The 19220-nt window shown below is 65.5% G+C and carries 21 protein-coding genes and 1 pseudogene; 11 read left to right on the forward strand and 11 right to left on the reverse strand.

All coding sequences use genetic code 11. The features are described 5' to 3' along the window. Nucleotides 1-85: 85 nt before the first annotated feature. The 3 genes from B7X49_RS05095 to B7X49_RS05105 are packed head-to-tail and all read left to right on the forward strand — an operon-like array spanning nt 86 to nt 3668. The gene (locus B7X49_RS05095) at nt 86-1960 is read left to right on the forward strand and encodes a flagellar biosynthesis protein FlhA (RefSeq protein WP_286703412.1); all 1875 of its coding nucleotides are present in this window, start codon (nt 86-88) and stop codon (nt 1958-1960) included. Continuing rightward, nucleotides 1961-2836 carry a GTP-binding protein gene (locus tag B7X49_RS05100; protein WP_286703331.1) on the forward strand — a complete coding sequence of 292 codons (876 nt, stop codon included), beginning with the start codon at nt 1961-1963 and terminating at the stop codon, nt 2834-2836. Next, nucleotides 2826-3668, forward strand: a complete 843-nt coding sequence (locus B7X49_RS05105) for an AAA family ATPase (RefSeq protein WP_286703332.1) — start codon at nt 2826-2828, stop codon at nt 3666-3668. The genes B7X49_RS05100 and B7X49_RS05105 overlap by 11 nt, the downstream gene beginning before the upstream one ends. Nucleotides 3669-3690: 22 nt before the next feature. Here the strand turns inward: B7X49_RS05105 and B7X49_RS05110 are convergent, their stop codons facing one another. Further along, nucleotides 3691-4587 carry a tyrosine recombinase gene (locus tag B7X49_RS05110; protein ID WP_286703333.1) on the reverse strand — a complete coding sequence of 299 codons (897 nt, stop codon included), beginning with the start codon at nt 4585-4587 and terminating at the stop codon, nt 3691-3693. A 28-nt stretch (nt 4588-4615) separates the two neighbouring features. On the opposite strand from B7X49_RS05110, the gene aroB reads away from it, so the two are divergent. Both aroB and B7X49_RS05120 read left to right on the forward strand, forming a co-directional pair. Beyond that, nucleotides 4616-6286 carry a 3-dehydroquinate synthase gene (gene aroB, locus B7X49_RS05115; RefSeq protein WP_286703334.1) on the forward strand — a complete coding sequence of 557 codons (1671 nt, stop codon included), beginning with the start codon at nt 4616-4618 and terminating at the stop codon, nt 6284-6286. 4 nt (nt 6287-6290) lie between these two features. After that, a pseudogene (locus tag B7X49_RS05120) lies at nt 6291-6782 on the forward strand (FMN-binding negative transcriptional regulator); the annotation flags it as partial. 31 nt (nt 6783-6813) lie between these two features. On the opposite strand, the gene B7X49_RS05125 reads toward B7X49_RS05120, so the two are convergent. After that, nucleotides 6814-7860, reverse strand: coding sequence for a hypothetical protein (locus B7X49_RS05125; RefSeq protein WP_324503330.1), 1047 nt, complete (start codon nt 7858-7860; stop codon nt 6814-6816). Nucleotides 7861-7916: 56 nt separating this feature from the next. On the opposite strand from B7X49_RS05125, the gene B7X49_RS05130 reads away from it, so the two are divergent. Further along, nucleotides 7917-8453 (forward strand): cytochrome b, encoded by a 537-nt coding sequence (locus tag B7X49_RS05130; RefSeq protein ID WP_286703336.1) that lies wholly within the window; start codon nt 7917-7919, stop codon nt 8451-8453. Here the strand turns inward: B7X49_RS05130 and B7X49_RS05135 are convergent. From B7X49_RS05135 to B7X49_RS05175, 9 genes are all read right to left on the reverse strand, one after another. Continuing rightward, complete coding sequence (locus tag B7X49_RS05135) at nt 8445-9257, reverse strand: TIGR00282 family metallophosphoesterase (RefSeq protein WP_286703337.1); 813 nt, start codon at nt 9255-9257, stop codon at nt 8445-8447. The two genes, B7X49_RS05130 and B7X49_RS05135, sit on opposite strands and share 9 nt — an antisense overlap. Nucleotides 9258-9314: 57 nt before the next feature. Next, nucleotides 9315-9620, reverse strand: coding sequence for a putative quinol monooxygenase (locus B7X49_RS05140; RefSeq protein WP_029314662.1), 306 nt, complete (start codon nt 9618-9620; stop codon nt 9315-9317). 13 nt (nt 9621-9633) lie between these two features. Continuing rightward, nucleotides 9634-10581, reverse strand: a complete 948-nt coding sequence (locus B7X49_RS05145; protein ID WP_286703338.1) for an aldo/keto reductase — start codon at nt 10579-10581, stop codon at nt 9634-9636. A 66-nt stretch (nt 10582-10647) separates the two neighbouring features. After that, nucleotides 10648-10902 carry a CopG family antitoxin gene (locus B7X49_RS05150; protein ID WP_286703339.1) on the reverse strand — a complete coding sequence of 85 codons (255 nt, stop codon included), beginning with the start codon at nt 10900-10902 and terminating at the stop codon, nt 10648-10650. Then, a complete protein-coding gene (locus B7X49_RS05155; RefSeq protein ID WP_286838495.1) occupies nt 10883-11173 on the reverse strand; it encodes a BrnT family toxin in 291 nt (96 codons plus the stop codon). The genes B7X49_RS05150 and B7X49_RS05155 overlap by 20 nt, the downstream gene beginning before the upstream one ends. Nucleotides 11174-11235: 62 nt before the next feature. Next, nucleotides 11236-12888: an NAD(P)/FAD-dependent oxidoreductase gene (locus B7X49_RS05160; RefSeq protein ID WP_286703341.1), complete on the reverse strand. Its 1653-nt coding sequence runs from the start codon at nt 12886-12888 to the stop codon at nt 11236-11238. Beyond that, entirely contained in the window at nt 12885-13685 is an 801-nt protein-coding gene (locus B7X49_RS05165; protein WP_286703342.1) for a carbon-nitrogen hydrolase family protein, read from the reverse strand. The genes B7X49_RS05160 and B7X49_RS05165 overlap by 4 nt, the downstream gene beginning before the upstream one ends. Nucleotides 13686-13754: 69 nt before the next feature. Continuing rightward, entirely contained in the window at nt 13755-13985 is a 231-nt protein-coding gene (locus B7X49_RS05170; RefSeq protein ID WP_029314671.1) for a hypothetical protein, read from the reverse strand. 2 nt (nt 13986-13987) lie between these two features. Next, the gene (locus B7X49_RS05175; RefSeq protein WP_286703343.1) at nt 13988-14455 is read right to left on the reverse strand and encodes a hypothetical protein; all 468 of its coding nucleotides are present in this window, start codon (nt 14453-14455) and stop codon (nt 13988-13990) included. A gap of 125 nt (nt 14456-14580) precedes the next feature. On the opposite strand from B7X49_RS05175, the gene B7X49_RS05180 reads away from it, so the two are divergent. The 5 genes from B7X49_RS05180 to dprA all read left to right on the forward strand — a co-directional run bounded on the left by B7X49_RS05180 (nt 14581) and on the right by dprA (nt 19198). Next, a complete protein-coding gene (locus B7X49_RS05180) occupies nt 14581-15237 on the forward strand; it encodes a helix-turn-helix transcriptional regulator (protein ID WP_029314674.1) in 657 nt (218 codons plus the stop codon). 65 nt (nt 15238-15302) lie between these two features. Further along, complete coding sequence (locus B7X49_RS05185) at nt 15303-16238, forward strand: aspartate carbamoyltransferase catalytic subunit (protein WP_029314675.1); 936 nt, start codon at nt 15303-15305, stop codon at nt 16236-16238. Further along, complete coding sequence (locus tag B7X49_RS05190; protein WP_286703344.1) at nt 16231-17505, forward strand: dihydroorotase family protein; 1275 nt, start codon at nt 16231-16233, stop codon at nt 17503-17505. Before B7X49_RS05185 ends, B7X49_RS05190 begins: the two co-directional genes overlap by 8 nt. Then, nucleotides 17502-18080 (forward strand): glycerol-3-phosphate 1-O-acyltransferase PlsY, encoded by a 579-nt coding sequence (plsY, locus tag B7X49_RS05195; RefSeq protein ID WP_286703345.1) that lies wholly within the window; start codon nt 17502-17504, stop codon nt 18078-18080. The genes B7X49_RS05190 and plsY overlap by 4 nt, the downstream gene beginning before the upstream one ends. Then, on the forward strand, nt 18077-19198 hold the full coding sequence (dprA, locus tag B7X49_RS05200) for a DNA-processing protein DprA (protein ID WP_029314680.1): 1122 nt from the start codon (nt 18077-18079) through the stop codon (nt 19196-19198). The genes plsY and dprA overlap by 4 nt, the downstream gene beginning before the upstream one ends. Nucleotides 19199-19220 lie beyond the last annotated feature (22 nt).

The following is a 19220-nucleotide window of genomic DNA, read 5'->3' on the forward strand; positions in this document are numbered from 1 at the left end:
GGCGGCGCCGAGGCGCCAACCTATGCCCAGCTTTATTCGGGAGCATGGGTCCACCCCACATGTAGTGGGTGTCTGACTTAACCGGATAGGCACGGAATTCACGAGTTTTCCGACGGTTTTACTGTTAACGACGTTGTTACGACTATCGCTTGATGTCGCATCGACCCGCCAGATCTTATCGCATGGCAGCGAAGGCGTTGACGCCGCCGGGCATGTGATTGCGGCGTTCGGTGGCTTTCTGATGGGTGGGGACCTCCTGATCGGTTTGATCGTGTTCGCGATTTTGCTGGTCGTGAACTTCATCGTCATCACGAAGGGTTCGACCCGCATCGCCGAAGTTGCTGCCCGCTTCACGCTCGATGCAATTCCGGGCAAACAGATGGCGATCGATGCCGAAATGAACTCCGGCGCGATCAATGAAGCGACGGCGCGGCGCAAGCGTGCAGAGCTTGAGCAGGAGAGCGGCTTCTACGGCGCGATGGATGGCGCGGCAAAATTCGTCCGCGGTGATGCGATTGCGGCGTTGATCATCACCTCGATCAATATCGTCGGCGGGTTTGTGATCGGGGTCGCCCAGAAGGGCATGAGTGTCCACGACGCAGCATCGGCGTTCACCACATTGTCGATCGGTGAAGGTCTGGTCTCGCAAATTCCGTCTTTGCTGGTCTCGGTTGCTGCGGGAATCGTGGTGACCAAAGGATCGGCCGAGGGCAGCGCTGATACCGCGCTGGTCGCACAGCTCGGCCGCTCGCCGAAGCCGCTTGGGATTGTGGCGGCGGCAGCGCTGGCGCTGGCGGTAGTGCCCGGCCTGCCGTTCGTGCCCTTTGCGCTACTCTCCGGGCTGGCCGGTTGGGCTTCATGGCATCGCTGGCAGCACCCCATCGTGGTGGAGAGCGCGCCCGAACCACTACCGGTGGAGCCGGGTGAAGCGCCGATCACCGACGCGCTCAAGATCGATCAGATCCGGCTGGAGTTGGGGTATGGCCTGTTGATCCTGGCCGGTGGCGATACACCGAAGCTTACCGAGCAGATCAAATCGCTACGCCGGTCGATCGCGACCGAAATGGGCTTCATACTTCCCGCTGTCCGCATTCAGGACAACATGCAGCTGGCGGCAGACACCTATTCGATCAAAATCAAGGAAATCGAGGCGGGCTCCGGCAAATTGCAGGCGACCAGACTGCTCGCCATGACCGCCAACGGCACGTTGCCGGACGTTCCGGGCGAGCGCACGACCGAGCCCGCCTTCAACCTGCCAGCAATCTGGATTGATCCGTCCGACCGTGAGCTGGCACGCACCAAGGGGTGCACCGTGGTCGATCCGGCCAGTGTTCTGACCACGCATCTCACGGAAGTCGTCAAGGAGAACATGGCGGAAATGCTTTCGTTTACCGAGACGCAAAAGCTGCTTGACGATCTGCCGCGCGAGCAGCAACGGCTGGTCACCGAGCTCATCCCGAGTCAGTTGACCGTCGGCGGCGTGCAGCGGGTATTGCAGGCGCTGCTGGCCGAGCGGGTATCGATCCGGGACCTGCCCACGATTCTAGAAGGCATTCATGAGGCGTGCGCGACGCAGATCAAGGGCGTGGCAGCCGTTGCCGCGCATGTACGGATGCGGATGGCACGTCAGCTGACCGATGCGAATTTAAGTCCGCGCGGCTATCTGCCGCTCGTGGTGATCGGCCCTGAATGGGAAACCGAACTGACTGAAGCGCTGGTCGGGCCGCCGGAGGCGCGTCAGCTGGCTCTGCCGCCGGGCCGCCTCGCCGATTTCATGCGCCGTGTCACCCAGGTATTCGAATCGGTCGCCGCCGAAGGTGAAACGCCCGTGCTGCTGACCAGCGCGCCGCTGCGTGCGCACATCCGCGCGATCATCGAGCGGATGCAACCATCAACGCCCGTCCTAGCACAAACCGAAGTATTTCCGCGTGCACGGATCAGAACCTTGGGAGCCCTATAAATGCGCGTGAAACTGATCAGAGCCGCCTCGATGCGGCTGGCATTCGCGGAAGCCCACCGATTGATGGGACCGGAAGCGCTGATTCTGCAAAGCCGCACTGTCGGGGACGAGGTTGAGATTTCAGTCGCGACCGATGCCGAGGAGACGCTCGATCATTGCGAACAATGGGGCGATGCGCTTGCGTTTCATAAGGTCCCAACTCGACTGGCCGAACGGTGGCGCAATCAGGCACCGGATACCGCAGTGGCGAGCACGTTCCGGTTTGGCGGGGTCGGCTACGAACAACCCTTGTTGCTGGTTGGACCGCCGGGTGCCGGCAAAACGATGACCACGGTAAAACTGGCAACACGCCTCGTGCTTGACGGGATCCGGCCGACCGTGATCAACGCCGATCAGAACCGGGCTGGCGCCGCAGCACAACTCGCCGCCTTGTGTCGCATTCTGAAGGCGCAATTCATCGATACGGCAGCGCCTGACCAAGCGCGCCGACGACGCAGCAAATCCGGCCCCACGCTGATCGATCTGCCGGGTATGGACCCTTTCAACGAGACCGATATGGCAACGTTGACACACATGATTGCGCAGGTCTCCGGTGTCGCAGCGCTCGTGCTGCCGGCTGGGCTCGATGTGCAGGATAGCGCGGATATGGCGGCGCGGTTTCATGCCGCCGGCGCGACCATGCTGATTCCAACTCGGCTCGATCTGACGCGCCGGCTTGGCGGCATGATTGCCGCCGCCGAGGCTGCTCCGTTGATCCTGAGCCATGCCGGTACGTCAGGCTCGGTTACGGATGGACTCGAGCCGATGACACCGGCATTCCTGACCCGGCGCCTGCTCAATCGGAACAGCAAGGAAGCGGTCGCGCATGCCGCATGAACTGGGCGATGCGGTCGGCGATCAGATGACAATGCCGAGCGCGGCGGCACTGTTCGTCCCGCCCCCTTTGCAAGGCACAAGGCCTAGGCTGATCGCGCTGGCGTCTGGCAAAGGCGGCGTTGGCAAGACCTGGCTGAGCCTGACGCTCGCTCAGGCGCTCAGCGGGCGACGGCGGCGGGTTCTGGTGTTCGATGCCGATTTCGGGCTGGCCAATGCCGACATTCAACTCGGGCATCTGGCGGGGCTCGATCTCGCCGAGCTTATGCGCGACGGCACCGATTTACGCGAAGGCGTGACCAAGGTCGCGCAAGGCGGCTTCGATCTGATTGCCGGGCAAGCCGGGTCTGGCGCGCTGGCGGGGGTTTCGATCGAGCAGATTACGGCTCTGCTCGATAGACTGGCGGCACTGTCGAGCGATTACGACGTAATCCTGTTCGACCTTGGCACGGGGGTCGAACCGGTGACCCGACACGTCGCGGCCTATGCCGATACCGTGATTCTCGTGACGACCGAAGACCCTTCCAGCCTCACGGATGCCTATGCCGTTCTGAAACTGCTCAAGCGCGATCGTCTGGCGATGGATCGCACGGTCGATGCGCGGATCGTGGTCAATCAGACCCAATCCGAACCGGCGGGCAAGCGGGCGCATGCCGCCCTGGCGCGCGCCGCGCGTGGGTTTCTGCGGCTCGATCCGCCCTTGTTGGGCACGATCGGGCGTGATGAGCGGGTGGCCGAAGCGATCCGCTCGCAGCGCCTGCTGCTATCGCAATTTCCCCAATCTGCCGCGGCGGGCAGCGTGATGGCGATTGCCCGGCGGTTGCTGGCACGATGAGGGGTGTGTCGGATGAACCGAGTCAGTCGTCGGGGTGGCGGGCCAGCGGGTGGTGCGCATCGATCAGCCGTTGCAGGCGTTCGGCGAGAACATGGGTGTAGATTTGTGTGGTCGAGATATCGGCATGGCCCAGCAGGGTTTGCAGACTGCGCAAATCCGCCCCGCGCGCCAACAAATGCGAGGCGAAGGAATGGCGCAGCACATGCGGCGACAGGCGCGCAGGGTCGATACGCGCCTGCAGGGCGATGCGTTTGAGCAGCAGAGCAAAGCCCTGGCGGGTCATCGCGGTGCCGGCGGTGCGGCCGGGAAACAGGAAGCGCGCGCCTTTCGGATGGGCGGCGCGCAGCTCGGCGGCGGCGGTGCGCGCGGCCGATGAGAGGGGCACGATCCGCTCGCGGCCGCCTTTGCCCTTGATCAGCAGCAACACCGCATCGGTCGACAGGGCGGTCGCTGGCAGGGCCAATAATTCGGAGATGCGCATGCCCGACGCGTAGAGCATTTCAAGACCGGCCCGTGCGACGCGGGCCTGGGCTGCCGGCAGGCTGGCGGCAGCGGCCAGCAGCGCATCGACCTCCGCCTCGCTCAAAAAGCGGGGTATGGTTGCGGGCAGCCGTGGTGCGGGTGACAGGGCGGTCGGGTCATCGGCGCGTTGACCATCGCGCAGCAGAAAGCGCTGGAATTGCCGCAGCGACGACAGGCGCCGCGCCTGCGTCCGGGCGGACAGGCCAAGGCCCGCGAGTTCGGCGAGGTAGGCGGTGACGATTGCCGTATCGGCCGCCGCCGGACCAATGCCGCGTGCAGCACAGAATGCGGCAAAGCCAGCCAGATCGGCCTGATAGGCCATGATAGTGTTACTTGCGGCGCCACGCTCGGCCGCCATCGATTCCAGAAACGCCTCGATATGTCGCTCTACCGTCATACGCCGAGTGTGGTAAGCCGCGCGGACCATGCTCGACAAGTCCGACACCCCGACATCCGAAAATCAATCCGGCCCGATTGCGCGGGAGCGGCGCAGTATCGTGCTGGTCGGGCTGATGGGGGCGGGCAAATCGGCCATCGGCCGGCGGCTGGCGGCGCGACTTGGCTTGACATTCCACGACTCCGACCTCGAAATCGAGGCGGCTGCGGGCCTCAGCATTGCCGATATTTTCGCCCAGCATGGCGAGGCGCATTTCCGGACCGGTGAACGGCGCGTGATTGCGCGGCTGCTGGCCGATGGCCCGATCGTGCTGGCGACCGGCGGCGGCGCCTTCATGGATGAGGCGACCCGCGCCTTGATCGCATCCTGCGGCATTTCAGTGTGGTTGCGGGCACCGGTGCCGGTGCTGCTGCGCCGCGTGGCGGGCCGCACGCATCGGCCGCTGTTGAACGCCGGCGATCCGGCCGAGATCCTCACCCGGCTTTCCGCGCTCCGCGCCCCGGTCTATGCCCAAGCCCACATCATCATCGACAGTTCCGAGGACCCGCCCGATATGACCACCGATACCGTCCTGGCCGCCCTGGATCGTTTCGCGCCGCCTCGATCGATCCCGGTCGCGTTGCCGGATGCGCCGTATGAGGTGGTGATCGGGCGCGGGCTTCTCAAAGGCGCCGGCGCGCGGCTGGCGTCCGCCCTGCCGCAGCTTCGGGTGATCGTGGTGACCGATGAGCATGTCGCGGCCGCGCATCTGCCCATACTCGCGGCATCGCTCGATGATGCCGGCTTCACGCATGACACGCTGGTGGTGCCGCCCGGCGAAAGCTCCAAGAGCCTCGCGCGATTTGCCGCACTGATCGAGGATATTCTGGCGTTGAAACCCGAGCGGCAGACTGCGATCGTCGCCTTGGGCGGCGGCGTCATCGGGGATCTGGCCGGCTTTGCCGCCGCGGCGACGCTGCGCGGCCTGCCGTTCGCCCAGATCCCGACCTCGCTGCTGGCGCAGGTGGATTCCAGCGTGGGCGGCAAGACCGGGGTGAATTCGCGCCATGGCAAGAATCTGATCGGCGCGTTCCATCAGCCGCGACTGGTGATTATCGATAGCGATACGCTGGCGACACTGCCGCGCCGCGAGGCCGCGGCGGGCTATGCCGAGATCGTCAAGGCCGGGCTGATCGCGGATGCCGATCTTTACGAATGGTGCGAGGCGAACGGTGCCGCGCTGCTCGATGGCGATCAGGCCTTGCAGGAACAGGCGATCGGCCGCGCCGTCGCCTTCAAGGCTTCGGTCGTGGTTGCCGACCCGCATGAGACGGCGCCGAACGATGGCCGCGCGCTGCTGAACCTGGGGCATAGTTTCGCTCACACGTTCGAGGCGGAAACCGGCTACGGCCCTGCCCTGCTGCATGGCGAGGCGGTGGCGATCGGGCTGGTCTGCGCGTTCGATCTGTCGGCACGGCTGGGGCATTGCGATCCGGAAATTGCGCGCCGGGTATCCGCGCATCTCGCACAGGTCGGCTTGCCGCACCGGATCGATGGCTGGGCCGCCGCCGCGCTGATCGAGCACATGCAGCGCGATAAAAAGATGCGGGACGGCCGGCTCTCGTTCGTGCTGGCGCGCGGCATCGGTGCGGCGTTCACCAGCCGCGCGGTGCCGGCGGATGCGGTGCGCGAAACCCTGCTGGCCTGCGGGGCGGTGTAGAAACATGTACACCCCGCCGGCGTTTCGCGAAGACGATCCCGCGATCATCGCCGGCATCATGCGCGCGGCGCGCCTGCCAATTCTGGTCTCGGCCGGGGCTGACGGGATCGAGGCGACGCATCTGCCGCTGACCTGGCAGGAGGCACCGGCGCCGCACGGCCGGCTGATCGGCCATCTGGCCCGGGGCAATCCGCAATGGAAATCGCTCCGCCGGGGTGCCCAGGCGATGGCGCTGTTTCAGGCGCATGATTTCTATGTCTCGCCCAATTGGTACGAAACCAAGCGCGAGACCGGCAAGGTGGTGCCGACCTGGAATTACGAGGCGGTGCACGCCTATGGCGCGGTCGAGATCATCGAGAATGCGCAGGGTCTGCACGACATCGTGACGGCCCTGACCGATCTGCATGAGGCGCGTCAGCCGAAACCATGGCGGGTGGATGATGCGCCGGATGATTACGTGGCATCGCAACTCAAGGGCATCGTCGGGATCGTGATGGTGATCGACCGGCTGATCGGCAAGCGCAAGCTCAGCCAGAACCGCCCGGTGGCGGATCGGTTGGGCGTGATCGCCGGGCTCGAGGCGGCGGGCGATGCTTCGTCGGCGGGGTTGCTGCGTTCGGTGGAACCAGCGGCGGATCGACCTGGCCCAGGACCCAACCTTCCACCGCGCGGATAACCGGATCGTCCGGAATACCATCCGAAGCACCGCCGATCACGCGGATGATCGCGAGCACGCCGAGCAGGCAATCGAACCGATCTTCGCCGTCGGGCTTGGCGCCGAACCCATCGTCCAACATGGCGGCCAGTTCACCGGTCGGGGTCGCACCCAGCCGGGTCATCACGGCGCCGATCGGCGCGGCGAGCGCGGCGCGGTCGGATTGGCGGCGCTTGCTGCCGGGCAGTTTCAAACCGAGTTGGACCAAGGCCTCCGCCGGGTAGGTTTCGGCCAGCGCGATGCCGCCCGGGCGGAGCAGATCGGTGAACCTGCCCTCATAGGGCCAGATGGCGATCGGGATCGCCTGTGCGAAGCCTGGGATCAGGCAATCCCGCCAAGCCGCCAGGGCCGCCTTGCCGCATTGATTGGCACCCATGGTCCAGAACATCGCGGCACCCGCCGGACGATGTCGGGTCTGGCGGTCCGCCGCGCGGCGCAACGCGCTGGCATCGCTCAGCCCCAGGGCAGCGGCGAGCCGCGCCATCTGCCCGGCACCGGCAACGCTCGATTTGGGATAGAACGGCCGCGCAAGGCTGACCTCATCGAGCGAGGCGCAGGGTTGGAACAGCGCCGCATCCGGGCTGAGCCGACGCAGCCAGGCAGCGAAGTTCGGGATACCCGCGCGTGCGGCATAGGCCCGCGGCAGCCCCAGCGGAAAATCCACCCCCAGAGCGATCGGTGCGTGGTTCGCTTCGCCCGCCAGTCGCGCGAGCAGGGTTGCGGAGTCCGCAACCGGTTCCGGCGCGGCGATCCGCCAGGCACCGTCGTAGCGCGCCTTGCAGATCCAGCGCTTACGGGGATCGACGCTCCAATCGGCGTGGGCGGCCAGCATGACCGGAAATTGTAACAAAGCTGCCATCGACCTGCCATTTATCGGTTGTTATGTCGCGGCGGACATAAGGATAGGATTGCAGAATGGAACCGCGCTACCGACCGTTCGCCCAAGCGCTGCACTGGCTGATCGCGATTTCAGTGATCGGGCTGATCATTGCCGGCTTGATCGTGCATTATAACTGGATTCCAAAACCGGGGCGGCTCACGCTGGCGCTGCTGCACATCAGCGTCGGGCTCACGATCCTGGTGCTGATGCTGGTACGCCTCGCCTATCGGTTGGGCCGCACCCCGCCGCAGTTGCCGGAAACCATTGCGCCGCATGAGCGGGCGCTGGCCGCCGCCGGACATTGGAGTTTCTACGCGCTCATCGTGGCCATGCCGATTTTCGGGGTGCTGTTCGTCGAGGGCGCGGGCCGGCCGGTCAAATGGTTCGGTCTGTTCAGCCTGCCGCAACTCGTCGGCAAAAGCCGCGCGATCCACCATGATTTCGCGTTTCTGCACTTCTGGGGCGGCATCGCGCTGATCGTGCTGCTGGTCGTGCATGTTGGCGCGGTGATCGCGCATGAACGGCGCGGCCAGCGGATCTTGATCCGGATGATGCCGCGCCGGTCACACTGACGGCATCATCGGTGATAGCCGGCCGCCAAGGCGCAACGGATCGATCCGCAGCGCCTTGCCATCGGCGCCGGTTTCGATCACCGCACCGCAGATGGTCGCCTCGCCATCTGCCGGGTGCAGGCGTTCGCCCGGCATCTTGCGGGTGAAGCGGGCGATCGCCGGGGCTTTGCCCATGCCGATCACGCTGTCGTAATCGCCGCACATGCCGACATCCGCCATAAACGCGGTGCCGCCGGGCAGCACCTGGTGGTCGGCGGTCGGGCAATGGGTATGGGTGCCGAGCACGGCACTGACCGCACCATCGAACGCATGGGCGAAGGCCATTTTTTCGCTGGTCGCCTCGCCGTGGAAATCGATCAGGATGGCGGCATGGGTCACGCCGAGGCGGGCGCGCGCGAGGATCGTTTCGGTGGCGCGAAACGGGCAATCCATCGCGTCCATGAACAACCGGCCCATCGCCTGCAGGATCAGCACGCGCCGGCCATCCGCCAGCGTGATGTCGACCGCACCCTCACCGGGCGTGCCGGGCGGGTAGTTCATCGGGCGGATCAAGCGTTTCTGCTGAGCGATGTAGGGAATGATTTCCTTGCGGTCCCACGAATGGTTGCCGAGGGTGATGGCATCGGCGCCTTCGGCGAAAATCGCCTCCGCCATATCGGGTGCCAGGCCGAACCCGTGCGAGGCGTTCTCGGCATTGACCACGGCAACATCGATTTTCAGGTCGCGCCGCAACCCCGGCAGAGCCGCCACGACCGCGTCGCGGCCGGTGCGGCCCATCACATCGCCCAGAAACAGAATTCTCATCGTCACTCCTTATCCGCAGTGGCGGTAAGGCGTGCGACCGGTTTGGGCAAGCGCGGATCAGGCGGATTCGAGCACGTGCAGGATGCGGTTGGCGATCAGATCCTTCGACTTGGCGGCGTACGCCGCCATGTGCGGCGTCTTGACATGGGCGGACAGCGCCTCCTTGGTGGCCCATTTTTCGATCACGACATAGCTGTCCGGCCCGAAATCGGCCGAGGCGATGGCGTGATCGGTATCGATCGCCGGCGCGTATTCGATGCAGCCGTCTTCGGCATGGACCATTGGCATCACCGCGTGGAACGCTTCGAGCAGTTCGGCGCGCTTGCCGGGCTTGGCGGTAAGAATGGCAAGGACGTGGATCATGAAACTCTCCGGTTTAGGCGCTGGCGTGGTTGAGGGAGTCGATATCGGCTGGCGACAGGGTCAGTGACGCGGCCTTGATCAGATCGTCAAGCTGCGCCGTGCTGGTCGCACTCGCGATCGGCGCGGTGATGCTGGGGCGAGCGATCAGCCAGGCGATCGCGACCTGACCCGGGGTGGCGTGATGGCGCGCCGCGATATCATCGAGGGCTGCGAGAATCTGCTTGCCCTGCGGGTTGAGATATTTCTTGACGCCCGCGCCGCGCGGGCTCGCGGCAAAATCGCCTTCGTTGCGGTACTTGCCGGTCAGAAAACCGGCCGCGAGCGCGAAGTAATTGATCACGCCGAGGTGCTCGGCGACGCACAGCGGTTCGAGCTCGGCCTCGTAGCCCGGGCGCTCGACCAGATTGTAATGCGGCTGGAGCGATTGGTAGCGCGGCAGGCCGAGGCGCTCGCTCGTCTCCAAAGCCTCCTTGAGACGCGGCGCGGTATAATTCGAAGCGCCGATCGCGCGCACCTTGCCTTGCTCGATCAACATGGCGAAGGCCTCCAGCGTCTCCTCCAGGGGGGTATCGGTCTCGTCGGCGTGCGCCTGATAGAGATCGATCACATCGGTCTTCAGGCGTTGCAACGACGCATCGGCGGCGGCGAGGATTGTGGGTTTGGAGAGTTTCCTGCCATCCGCGCCGGTCATCATGCCGACCTTGGTGGCGATCAGCATCTCGCTGCGGGCACCGGTCCGGGCCAGCCAGCTGCCGATCACGGTTTCGGACTCGCCGCCTTTATGGCCCGGTGCCCAAACCGAATACATATCGGCCGTGTCGATCGCGGTCAGGCCGGCGTCACGCAACCGGTCCAGCAGGGCGAACGAGGTGGCTTCATCGGCGGTCCAGCCGAACACGTTGCCGCCGAACATGATGGGCGGCAGGGAGAGGCCGGAGGTGCCGAGTTGTTTGTGGTTCATGCTGCGATTCCATGGTTGTGGTTGCACGCAACATGGTCAGACCGGCGGCGGAGGGCAAGCCGCCGCTCAGCGGGGGGGCTCCGCAACCGCCCGTTCTAGCACCTCGCGGATGAACCGCGTGTAGGGGATGCCGCGCGCCGAGGATCGTTCCTTCACCGCATCGAGCAAGGACTGCGGCAGGCGCATGTTGATCTGCGCAGCCTTGGGCTCGAATTCGAAATGGACCGGTTTGAACTGGCTGAAATCGAGGTCCGACAAATCCTGGTCGAGCAGGGCTTCGGCGTCCTGGTCGGTACGGAGGTCAGGGATTGGTCTGCTCATAGCGGGTAACTTCCTTGGCGTGCATGTATCGGGCGCTGATCGGGCGGATGGTTTGATGATCGCCCGACCGGCGCAGTGTGAAGACGATGAACAAGGGCCGGTTGTCGGCACCATGCCCCATGGCAATGAAGCGCTGTTCGGCGTCGGCAGGATCGATCGCGGGCGCGATCCGAGGCGTTGCGGCGAAGGCGGCTTCGATTTCGGCGATCGATACACCGTGTTTCTGACATTTGTCGTGATTGCCTGCGTCCCAGTCGAACCGCGTCATCATCGATTGACAATGCCTTAGAGTATAGAGATTTGTATATACAAATGCAAGACTAAACGGAATTCTTATTCCACCAGCCTGACCGGCGCGAGGTCGGACCAGCGATCGATCGGGTCGGGGTTTTCGGGATGGGCGATGCCGCCGAGGTGGCGGATCACGCCGGCGACGGCGTTGAGCGCCGTGGTAACGGCACCTTCGGCCCAGCCGGCGGTCCAGGAAATATCGTCGCCGGCGAGGAAGATGCCGCGATGGGGTTCGGGCAGGTCGTCCTGGACGAAATGGCTGAACAGACGGCGCTGGTAGCGGTAATGCCCGGGCAGATTGGCCTTGAACGCGCCCATGAAATTAGGGTCGGACTCCCAGGACACCGTGATCGGTGCGCCGATGATGTGTTGCGCGATATCGAGCGTCGGATAGATCTGGCGCAGGCTGTGCAGCATCAGGCGGACCCGGTCGTCGAGCGGCAGGGCGAGCCATTTCAGCGCATCGTCGCTCCAGGTGTAGGACAGGCAGATCACACCGGGCTTGTCCTCGCCATTGTCGAGCAGGTAGGTGCCGCGGGTCAGCCGGTCAGACAAGGTCATGCTCAGCGCGTGTTCGCCAGTGGCGGGATCGACATCGCGCCAGAACGGGCGGTCAACCATGACGAAGGTTTTCGAGGATTGCATGTAATGGGTGCGTTCCATCGCCATCCAGAGATCGTGATGGAACAGGGATTCGCTGCAATCGATCCGCGCCGAGAGCAGCCAGACCTGGCAGGTGACGATGACGGCATCGTATTCGGTGGTGGTGCCGTAGCGATCGGTGATCGCAAATTTTTTCGTGGTGCCGGGCGCGATTTTCGCGACACCGGGTTTCGGCACATGATTGTGCAGCGACGCCAGCGACGTGCCGGAAGGCCAATGCGCCATCACCTCCGGCACCAGCGCCCAGAGGCGGCGCGGCAATTGTTCGACCCCGCCGACCACGAGGCGATGCTCGTCATCCGCGCCGGTCGCGACGACGCGGAGAATTTCGAGGATGGAATTCGGAAAATCGGTATCCCAGCCGCCGGTGCCGAAGCCGACCTGGCCGAACATCTCGCGTGCCCGAAAGCCGAGTTCGCGGAACGCCTTGGAATTCGCGATGAAGCCGGAAAAACTCTCCTCATCGAGGCTTTCGACCAGATGATGCCAGAGCCGTTTGATGGTCGCCACATCGCGCGCCCGGATCGCGGCGGTGAGCTCGCCGTAATGCGCGCCTTCTTCCAGCGCCTCGGCCCAGGCGCGTTCGACCTCGGCAAACCGTTTCGGCAGATCATCCTTGGTGCGGGCATAATGTTTGACGCCGCCCAGTTCGATCACCGTGGAGGGCGTATCAGGCGCCAGCGGATTTGGGAAACCGATCGTCTCGATGCCGACCTTGTCGAAATAGTGAAATAATGCGCGCGACGAGGGCGGGAAGCGCATGGCGCCGAGTTCGGCATAGGCCCCTGCCCCGTCCTTGAACGGCTCGGAGCGCAGCCGCCCGCCGATCCGGTCGCTTTCGAACAGGACCGGTTTGAGCCCGAGTTTCATGAGTTCATGGCCGGCGACGATGCCGGCGATACCGGCACCGATGATCGCGATTTCAGTGCCATGCGCGGCGGCGGGCACCGTGCCAAGCCCCGCCCGATGGGAAAGGAAATCATCATAGGCGAACGGGAAATCAGGGCCGAACATGGTAATCGGGGCGGTCATGCGGTCAGGCTCCGATAAAGCTGGGGGCGGCGGTCGGCCAGTAGCGGGTCGCGGGTGCGGATGAGCGCATGCTGAAATGGATCGAGCGTCGCCATGATCAATGCCGGCCCGGCCGCCGCTTTGGCGAGGACCCGGCCATCCGGCCCGCAGATCGAGGATTTACCGAGATAGGCGAGGCCGTCCTCGCTGCCGCAATGATTGGCGTAGGCGATGAAGACCTGATTTTCATAGGCGCGGGTCGGGATGACATGATCGGCCACGACATCGTAGGGCGGCATCAGCGCGGTTGGCACCAGGATCAGATCGGCCCCGGCCACCGCGAGGGCGCGGGCGGTTTCGGGGAATTCGATGTCGTAGCAAATGGCGAGCCCCAGTGTGACGCCGCGCCAGGCGACCACGGGAAACCCGGCACCCCGAACCGCGAACATCGCCCGGTCGAGCTCGCCGAACAAATGGATTTTCCGATAGGTCAGCAGGATTTCGCCCGCCGCATCGATCAGCGCGGCGCTGTTGGCGACGCCACTATCGACGATCTCCGGAAAACCGAGGCAGAGCGCGATGCCGTGCGCGCGGGCGATCGCGCGGAGTTTCGCGAAACCTGGGTCCTCGACGCTCATGGCGAGGGTGCGCGCCCGATCCGGGCCAAGATTATAGCCGGTGCAGAATAATTCCGGCAGCACCAGAAGGTCCGCATGGCGCTGGCTGGCCGCGCGCGCGGTGGCATCGAGCAGGGCAATCGCCGCGTCCGGGTCGGCGAAACATCCCTCGGTCTGGCAGATCGCGATGGTCAGGGTCATGGCTTGGGAATAGGCGGCGTCTCCGGCGGAGGCAACGCCCGCGCCGGAGACGTGATCGGATCGCGGCCGTTACAATGCGTTGAGCACCAGATGCGCGCCTTTCTGGGCGATCGCACCCATCCGGGCACCCTGGCTGCCGGAGGCCATGACGATGTCGCCCGGCGCAATCAGGTCGCCGGCTTCATGAAAGAAATCATCGCGATCGAGCGCGGACAGCGCATCGTCGCCGGTGCGATAGTGCCACAGGGTGAAGCCATTGGCATAGGCGAGGACGGACAGGTTGCGCAGGGTGAAGGCCATGGTCAGATCTCCTTTGGGTCGACGGTTGATGATGGTTGGGTCGAAAATAAGAAAGTAATCCTATCGTTCGGAAAATTTTTTTCGGGAACGACCGGCATGCCAAGATCGAACCCGGCAACGATGCCGCGCGCGCGCAGCGCCTGTTCCAGTTCGGCGAGGGCGTAGCGCCATTGTCGCCAGTCGCTGCGATCCGACCCGCTGCGCCGGTCCGGCGCGCGGCCACGGTCGCCCCACACGCGCAGCACACGGGCGTGCACCAGGTCGATCCGGCGGGCGCGATACAGACGATCGAGACAGGTCAGGATCGTCTCCGGCGTGCAGGGCCGCGAGCGGTCATGCGGCAGCGGCGTGCCGGCGCGACGTGCCGCGAGACATCCGGCGGTCCAAAGCCAGGCGCGCTCGGCGGAGGCGAAGGGCTTGATCTGATGGATCGGTCTGGCAGGGCCTGGGTCTGCTTTTGTGGTCGTCATCGTGGCCTCCGGTGTGAACATAACAAGAACATACTAACCGGAGGTTGTATTGCCCGCAAGAGAAAAACGGAGTTTTTTCCTATTTATCTCTTTCCAACCCGCTAAAATCCGTTAAGAACAAGATGATGCGACACGAAGATATCTGGCGCGCGATCGATACGCTGGCAGCCGAGCGCGGACTGTCGACCTCGGGTCTGGCGCGCAGCGCAGGGCTCGACCCGACCAGCTTCAACCCCTCGAAACGGCGCGGTTCCGATGGCAAACTGCGCTGGCCATCCACCGAAAGCATCGCCAAAATCCTGATGGCGACCGGCTCGGGGCTCGATGCCTTTGCCGGTCTGGTGCTGGGCGCGCGCACCTTGCCGCCGGCGCGTGCCGCCGCGCGCCGCGTACCGGTGATCGGCCTGGCGCAAGCCGGCCAGGACGGTTTTTTCGACGATGCCGGCTACCCGGCCGGCGGCGGTTGGGATCATGTGGCGCTGCCGCGCACGGAGGCGGCGCTTGCCGATGATCCGCACGCGTTCGGCCTGACGATTCACGGGAATTCGATGGAACCGGTCTACCGCGAGGGTGACATCATTGTGGTGTCGCCCGCCGCACCGGTCCGGGCCGGCGACCGGGTGGTGGTGCGCACCGGCGCGGGCGAGGTCATGGCAAAACTGCTGCAGCGGCGCAACGCGCAGCGGGTGGAACTGGCGAGTTTCAACCCCGATCACAAATTGCTGGTTTTTCCGGCCGACCAGATCGCGGCGATCCACCGCATCGTCTGGGCCACCCAGTAGCGCGACGTCACGACCCGGCAAGCCGGCACTTTGCGCCGGCACCGCGTTTCTGTATGCAGTCACCCATGCGATTGCCGACACGCCACCTTCTGGGAATCGAAAACCTCCATCCCCGCGATATTTCGGCGCTGTTGGACCTCGCGGAGAGCTACGCGCTGCTCAACCGCTCCGGCAAGACCCGGCGCGACGTGCTGCGCGGGCGGACGCTGATCAACCTGTTTTTCGAGGACAGCACCCGCACCCGCACCAGCTTCGAACTGGCCGGCAAGCGTCTTGGGGCGGATGTCATCAACATGTCGGTCTCGACCTCCTCGGTCTCGAAGGGCGAGACGCTGCTGGATACCGCCGCCACGCTGAACGCCATGAACTGCGACCTGCTGGTGGTGCGCCATAAGGCATCCGGCGCGCCGGCCCTGCTGGCGCAGAAGGTCGATGCCGCGGTGATCAATGCCGGCGATGGCATGCACGAACATCCGACCCAGGCGCTGCTCGATGCGCTGACGATCCGCCGCCACAAGGGCACGCTCGAAGGGCTGACCATCGCGATCTGCGGCGATATCGCGCATTCCCGGGTCGCCCGGTCGAATATTTTGCTGCTGATCGCCATGGGCAGCCAGGTCCGCGTGGTCGGACCGCCGACACTAATCCCCTCCGGCATCGAACAATTCGGGGTGAGCGTGTTCCACGACATGCGGGAGGGTTTGCGCGATGCGGACATCGTGATGGCCCTGCGCCTGCAGACCGAACGGATGAGCGGCGGCATGATCCCGAGCGCGCGCGAGTTCTTCACCTTTTACGGGCTGGACGCGGCGAAACTGGCGGTCGCCAAGCCGGATGCGCTGGTGATGCACCCCGGCCCGATGAACCGCGGCGTCGAAATCGACAGTCAGGTGGCCGATGACATGACACGCTCGGTCATCCGCGAACAGGTCGAGATGGGCGTTGCGGTGCGTATGGCGGTGCTGGACGTGCTGGCCCGGACGGCGCTGCGCAATGCGTGACACGCTGATCACCGGCGCCCGGATCATCGACCCTGCCTCGGGGCATGACGCGATCGGCGATTGCCTGATCCGGGGCGGCATGATCGCCGATTTCGCCGGCGCACTGGGCCGACCGGCAGATGCAATGGTGGTCGATGGCGCCGATTGCATCCTCTGCCCCGGCCTGGTCGATGGCCGGGCATCGCTCGGGGAGCCGGGTTTCGAATATCGCGAGACCATCGCCTCGGCCGCGCTGGCCGCGAGTGCGGGCGGCATCACCACGATCGCGGTGCTGCCCGACAATGCGCCCCCGACCGATGACCCCGCCCTGGTGCGCGCCCTGGCGAGCGCCGGCGAGGCGAGCGGGCGCATCACCATCGCGCCCTACGGTGCCGCGACGCGCGGTTGCAGGGGCGAGAGCATCGCGGAATACGGGTTGCTGCGTGCGGCGGGTGCAATCGCGTTTTCGGATGGCGCGCGCGCGATCGGCCCGGCGGGGCTGATGCGCCGCGCGCTATCCTATGCGCGCGGGTTCGGTGCGATGATCGTGCAGCATCCCGAGGAACCGAGCCTCGCGGCGGGCGGCGCTGCGACCTCGGGTGCGCGGGCCACTCTGATGGGCCTGCCCGGCATTCCGGTTTGCGCGGAGGCGATGATGGTGGCGCGTGATATCACTTTGGTCGAACTGACCGGTGGTGCTGTGCATTTCGCGCATGTCTCGACCGGTGCGGCGCTCGACCTGATCCGGGCGGCCAAGGCGCGCGGCCTGGCTGTGAGTTGCGACACCGCGCCGCCCTATTTCGACCTGAACGAGACCGCGATCGGCGATTTCCGCACCTATGCCAAACTCTCGCCGCCGCTGCGCAGCGAGGATGACCGCCTCGCGGTGGTCGCAGCGCTGGCGGACGGTACGATCGATGCGATCGGATCGGACCATCAGCCGCGCGATGCCGATGACAAGCGCCTCCCCTTCGCCGAGGCCGCCCCCGGCGGCGCCGGGTTGGCGACATTGCTGGCCATCACGCTCGCGCAGGTGCAATCCGGCGCGCTGACCCTGCACCCCGCACTCTCACTGCTGACCGATCGGCCGGCGCGCCGGTTCGGGCTCGATGCCGGGCGGATCGTCAAGGGCGGGACCGCCGATCTATGCCTGTTCGCGCCCGAACGATCCTGGCGGATCGAGGCCGGCAAGCTGCCCGGCAAGGCGCGGAACACGCCGTTCGACGGCCGCGCGGTTGAAGGCGTGGTGATCGGCACCTGGAAGGCCGGCGTGAGGGTATTCGGATGATCGGTCTCGCAGCATTGATCGGCTATCTGCTCGGCTCGGTGCCGTTCGGTCTGATCCTGACGCGCGCGGCCGGGCTGGGCGATGTGCGCAAGATCGGCTCCGGCAACATCGGTGCCACCAATGTGTTGCGCACCGGGCGCAAGGGGCTGGCCGCGCTCACTTTGCTGCTCGACGCGGTGAAGGGCGTGATTGCGGTGCTGCTGATGCACGATGAAGGGCGCTGGATCGTCGTCATCGCCGGTTTGTTCGCCGTCATCGGGCATCTCTATCCGGTGTGGCTGCGTTTCAAGGGCGGCAAGGGTGTCGCGGTCGGTCTGGGCGTTTTGCTGGCCCAGGCGTTTCCGGTCGGGCTGATCGCGTGCCTGGTGTGGCTGGGGATGGCGTTCTGGCGGAAATATTCCTCGCTCGCCGCGCTGACGGCGTTTGCGACCGCCCCGCTGGTTGCGCTGCTGCTGGGTGACTGGCGGGTCGCGATCGGGGCCGTGGTGATCGCGGCCCTGGTGTTTCACAAACATCGCGCCAACATCGAGCGGCTGCGCGCCGGCACCGAACCGCGGATCAAGCTCGGCGCGTGATCGACCGGGTGGCCCTGCTGCGGTTGATCCGCACCGAAGGTGTCGGGCCGCAGACCTATCGGCGGCTGCGCGCCCGGTTCGACACACCGGAAGAAGCCCTGGCCGCGATTCCCGCCCTCGCCCGCGCCGGCGGCCGGGCGAAGCCGCCCTTCGTACCCAGCCCGGGCGATGTGCGGCGTGAGCTTGACCGGCACGATAAACTCGGCGCGACGCTGCTGTTCATGGGTGAACCCGACTATCCCAAATTGCTCGCCTTGCTGCCGGATGCGCCGCCGGTGATCGCGGTGCTGGGCGATGTCTCGATCCTGCACCGGCCGATCGTGGCGGTGGTCGGCGCGCGCAACGCCTCGGTCAACGGGGCGCGGATCGCCGCGGATATCGCGGCCGAACTCGCGGCATCCGGCCGGCCGATCGCCTCGGGGTTGGCCCGCGGCATCGATGCGGCGGCGCATACCGCCGCCTTGCGCACCGGCACCACGATTGCCGCGATCCCCGGCGGGCTCGATGTGGTCTATCCGCCCGAACACAAGGCGCTCCAGGCCGAGATTGCCGCGCGCGGCGTCCTGATCGCCGAGGCACCGCCCGGCACCGCGCCGCTCGCGCGGCATTTTCCCAAGCGCAACCGCATCATCGCCGGCCTGTCGCTCGGCGTCGTCGTCATCGAGGCGGCCTTGCGCTCGGGCAGCCTGATCACCGCGCGCTACGCGCTCGACTACGGGCGGGAGGTGTTCGCGGTGCCCGGTTCGCCGCTCGATGCACGGGCGCGCGGCACCAACGACCTGATCCGCCAGGGCGCGCATCTGACTGAATCGGCCGGCGATGTGTTGATGAACCTGCCCGATCAGCCGGGCGCCTTGTTCGCCGATGCGCGGATCACCCCGGTTCAGCCCGGCTTGGCCGAACCGGTCGCAGCCCTTGACTCGGGCGGTTCGGACATCGATATGGCGCGGCGCGACATCCCCAGGTTGCTGTCCGCCAGCCCGATTGCGGTTGACGAACTGGCGTTGCACTGCCAGTTCTCCGCCTCCGTCATAATTGCCGTGCTCATGGAACTGGAATTGGCCGGGCGGATCGAGACTTTGCCTGGCAACAGAATCGGGTTGCTGCTGGACCCGTGACTTGCTCTGAATGCGCCCCGAA

This window comes from Acidiphilium sp. 34-64-41 (assembly GCF_002282635.1).
GTDB classification, from domain to species: Bacteria; Pseudomonadota; Alphaproteobacteria; order Acetobacterales; family Acetobacteraceae; genus Acidiphilium; species Acidiphilium rubrum.

Excerpts from the sequence above, each read along its gene's own strand:
- aroB (WP_286703334.1), top strand. The coding sequence starts at position 4,616 with ATGCTCGACAAGTCCGACACCCCGACATCCGAAAATCAATCCGGCCCG.
- B7X49_RS05190 (WP_286703344.1), top strand. The coding sequence starts at position 16,231 with ATGCGTGACACGCTGATCACCGGCGCCCGGATCATCGACCCTGCCTCG.
- B7X49_RS05110 (WP_286703333.1), bottom strand. The coding sequence starts at position 4,587 with ATGACGGTAGAGCGACATATCGAGGCGTTTCTGGAATCGATGGCGGCC.
- B7X49_RS05180 (WP_029314674.1), top strand. The coding sequence starts at position 14,581 with ATGCGACACGAAGATATCTGGCGCGCGATCGATACGCTGGCAGCCGAG.
- B7X49_RS05130 (WP_286703336.1), top strand. The coding sequence starts at position 7,917 with ATGGAACCGCGCTACCGACCGTTCGCCCAAGCGCTGCACTGGCTGATC.
- B7X49_RS05125 (WP_324503330.1), bottom strand. The coding sequence starts at position 7,860 with ATGGCAGCTTTGTTACAATTTCCGGTCATGCTGGCCGCCCACGCCGAT.
- B7X49_RS05140 (WP_029314662.1), bottom strand. The coding sequence starts at position 9,620 with ATGATCCACGTCCTTGCCATTCTTACCGCCAAGCCCGGCAAGCGCGCC.
- B7X49_RS05145 (WP_286703338.1), bottom strand. The coding sequence starts at position 10,581 with ATGAACCACAAACAACTCGGCACCTCCGGCCTCTCCCTGCCGCCCATC.
- B7X49_RS05135 (WP_286703337.1), bottom strand. The coding sequence starts at position 9,257 with ATGAGAATTCTGTTTCTGGGCGATGTGATGGGCCGCACCGGCCGCGAC.
- B7X49_RS05175 (WP_286703343.1), bottom strand. The coding sequence starts at position 14,455 with ATGACGACCACAAAAGCAGACCCAGGCCCTGCCAGACCGATCCATCAG.
- B7X49_RS05185 (WP_029314675.1), top strand. The coding sequence starts at position 15,303 with ATGCGATTGCCGACACGCCACCTTCTGGGAATCGAAAACCTCCATCCC.
- B7X49_RS05105 (WP_286703332.1), top strand. The coding sequence starts at position 2,826 with ATGCCGCATGAACTGGGCGATGCGGTCGGCGATCAGATGACAATGCCG.
- B7X49_RS05170 (WP_029314671.1), bottom strand. The coding sequence starts at position 13,985 with ATGGCCTTCACCCTGCGCAACCTGTCCGTCCTCGCCTATGCCAATGGC.
- B7X49_RS05160 (WP_286703341.1), bottom strand. The coding sequence starts at position 12,888 with ATGACCGCCCCGATTACCATGTTCGGCCCTGATTTCCCGTTCGCCTAT.
- plsY (WP_286703345.1), top strand. The coding sequence starts at position 17,502 with ATGATCGGTCTCGCAGCATTGATCGGCTATCTGCTCGGCTCGGTGCCG.
- B7X49_RS05165 (WP_286703342.1), bottom strand. The coding sequence starts at position 13,685 with ATGACCCTGACCATCGCGATCTGCCAGACCGAGGGATGTTTCGCCGAC.
- B7X49_RS05100 (WP_286703331.1), top strand. The coding sequence starts at position 1,961 with ATGCGCGTGAAACTGATCAGAGCCGCCTCGATGCGGCTGGCATTCGCG.
- B7X49_RS05150 (WP_286703339.1), bottom strand. The coding sequence starts at position 10,902 with ATGAGCAGACCAATCCCTGACCTCCGTACCGACCAGGACGCCGAAGCC.
- B7X49_RS05155 (WP_286838495.1), bottom strand. The coding sequence starts at position 11,173 with ATGATGACGCGGTTCGACTGGGACGCAGGCAATCACGACAAATGTCAG.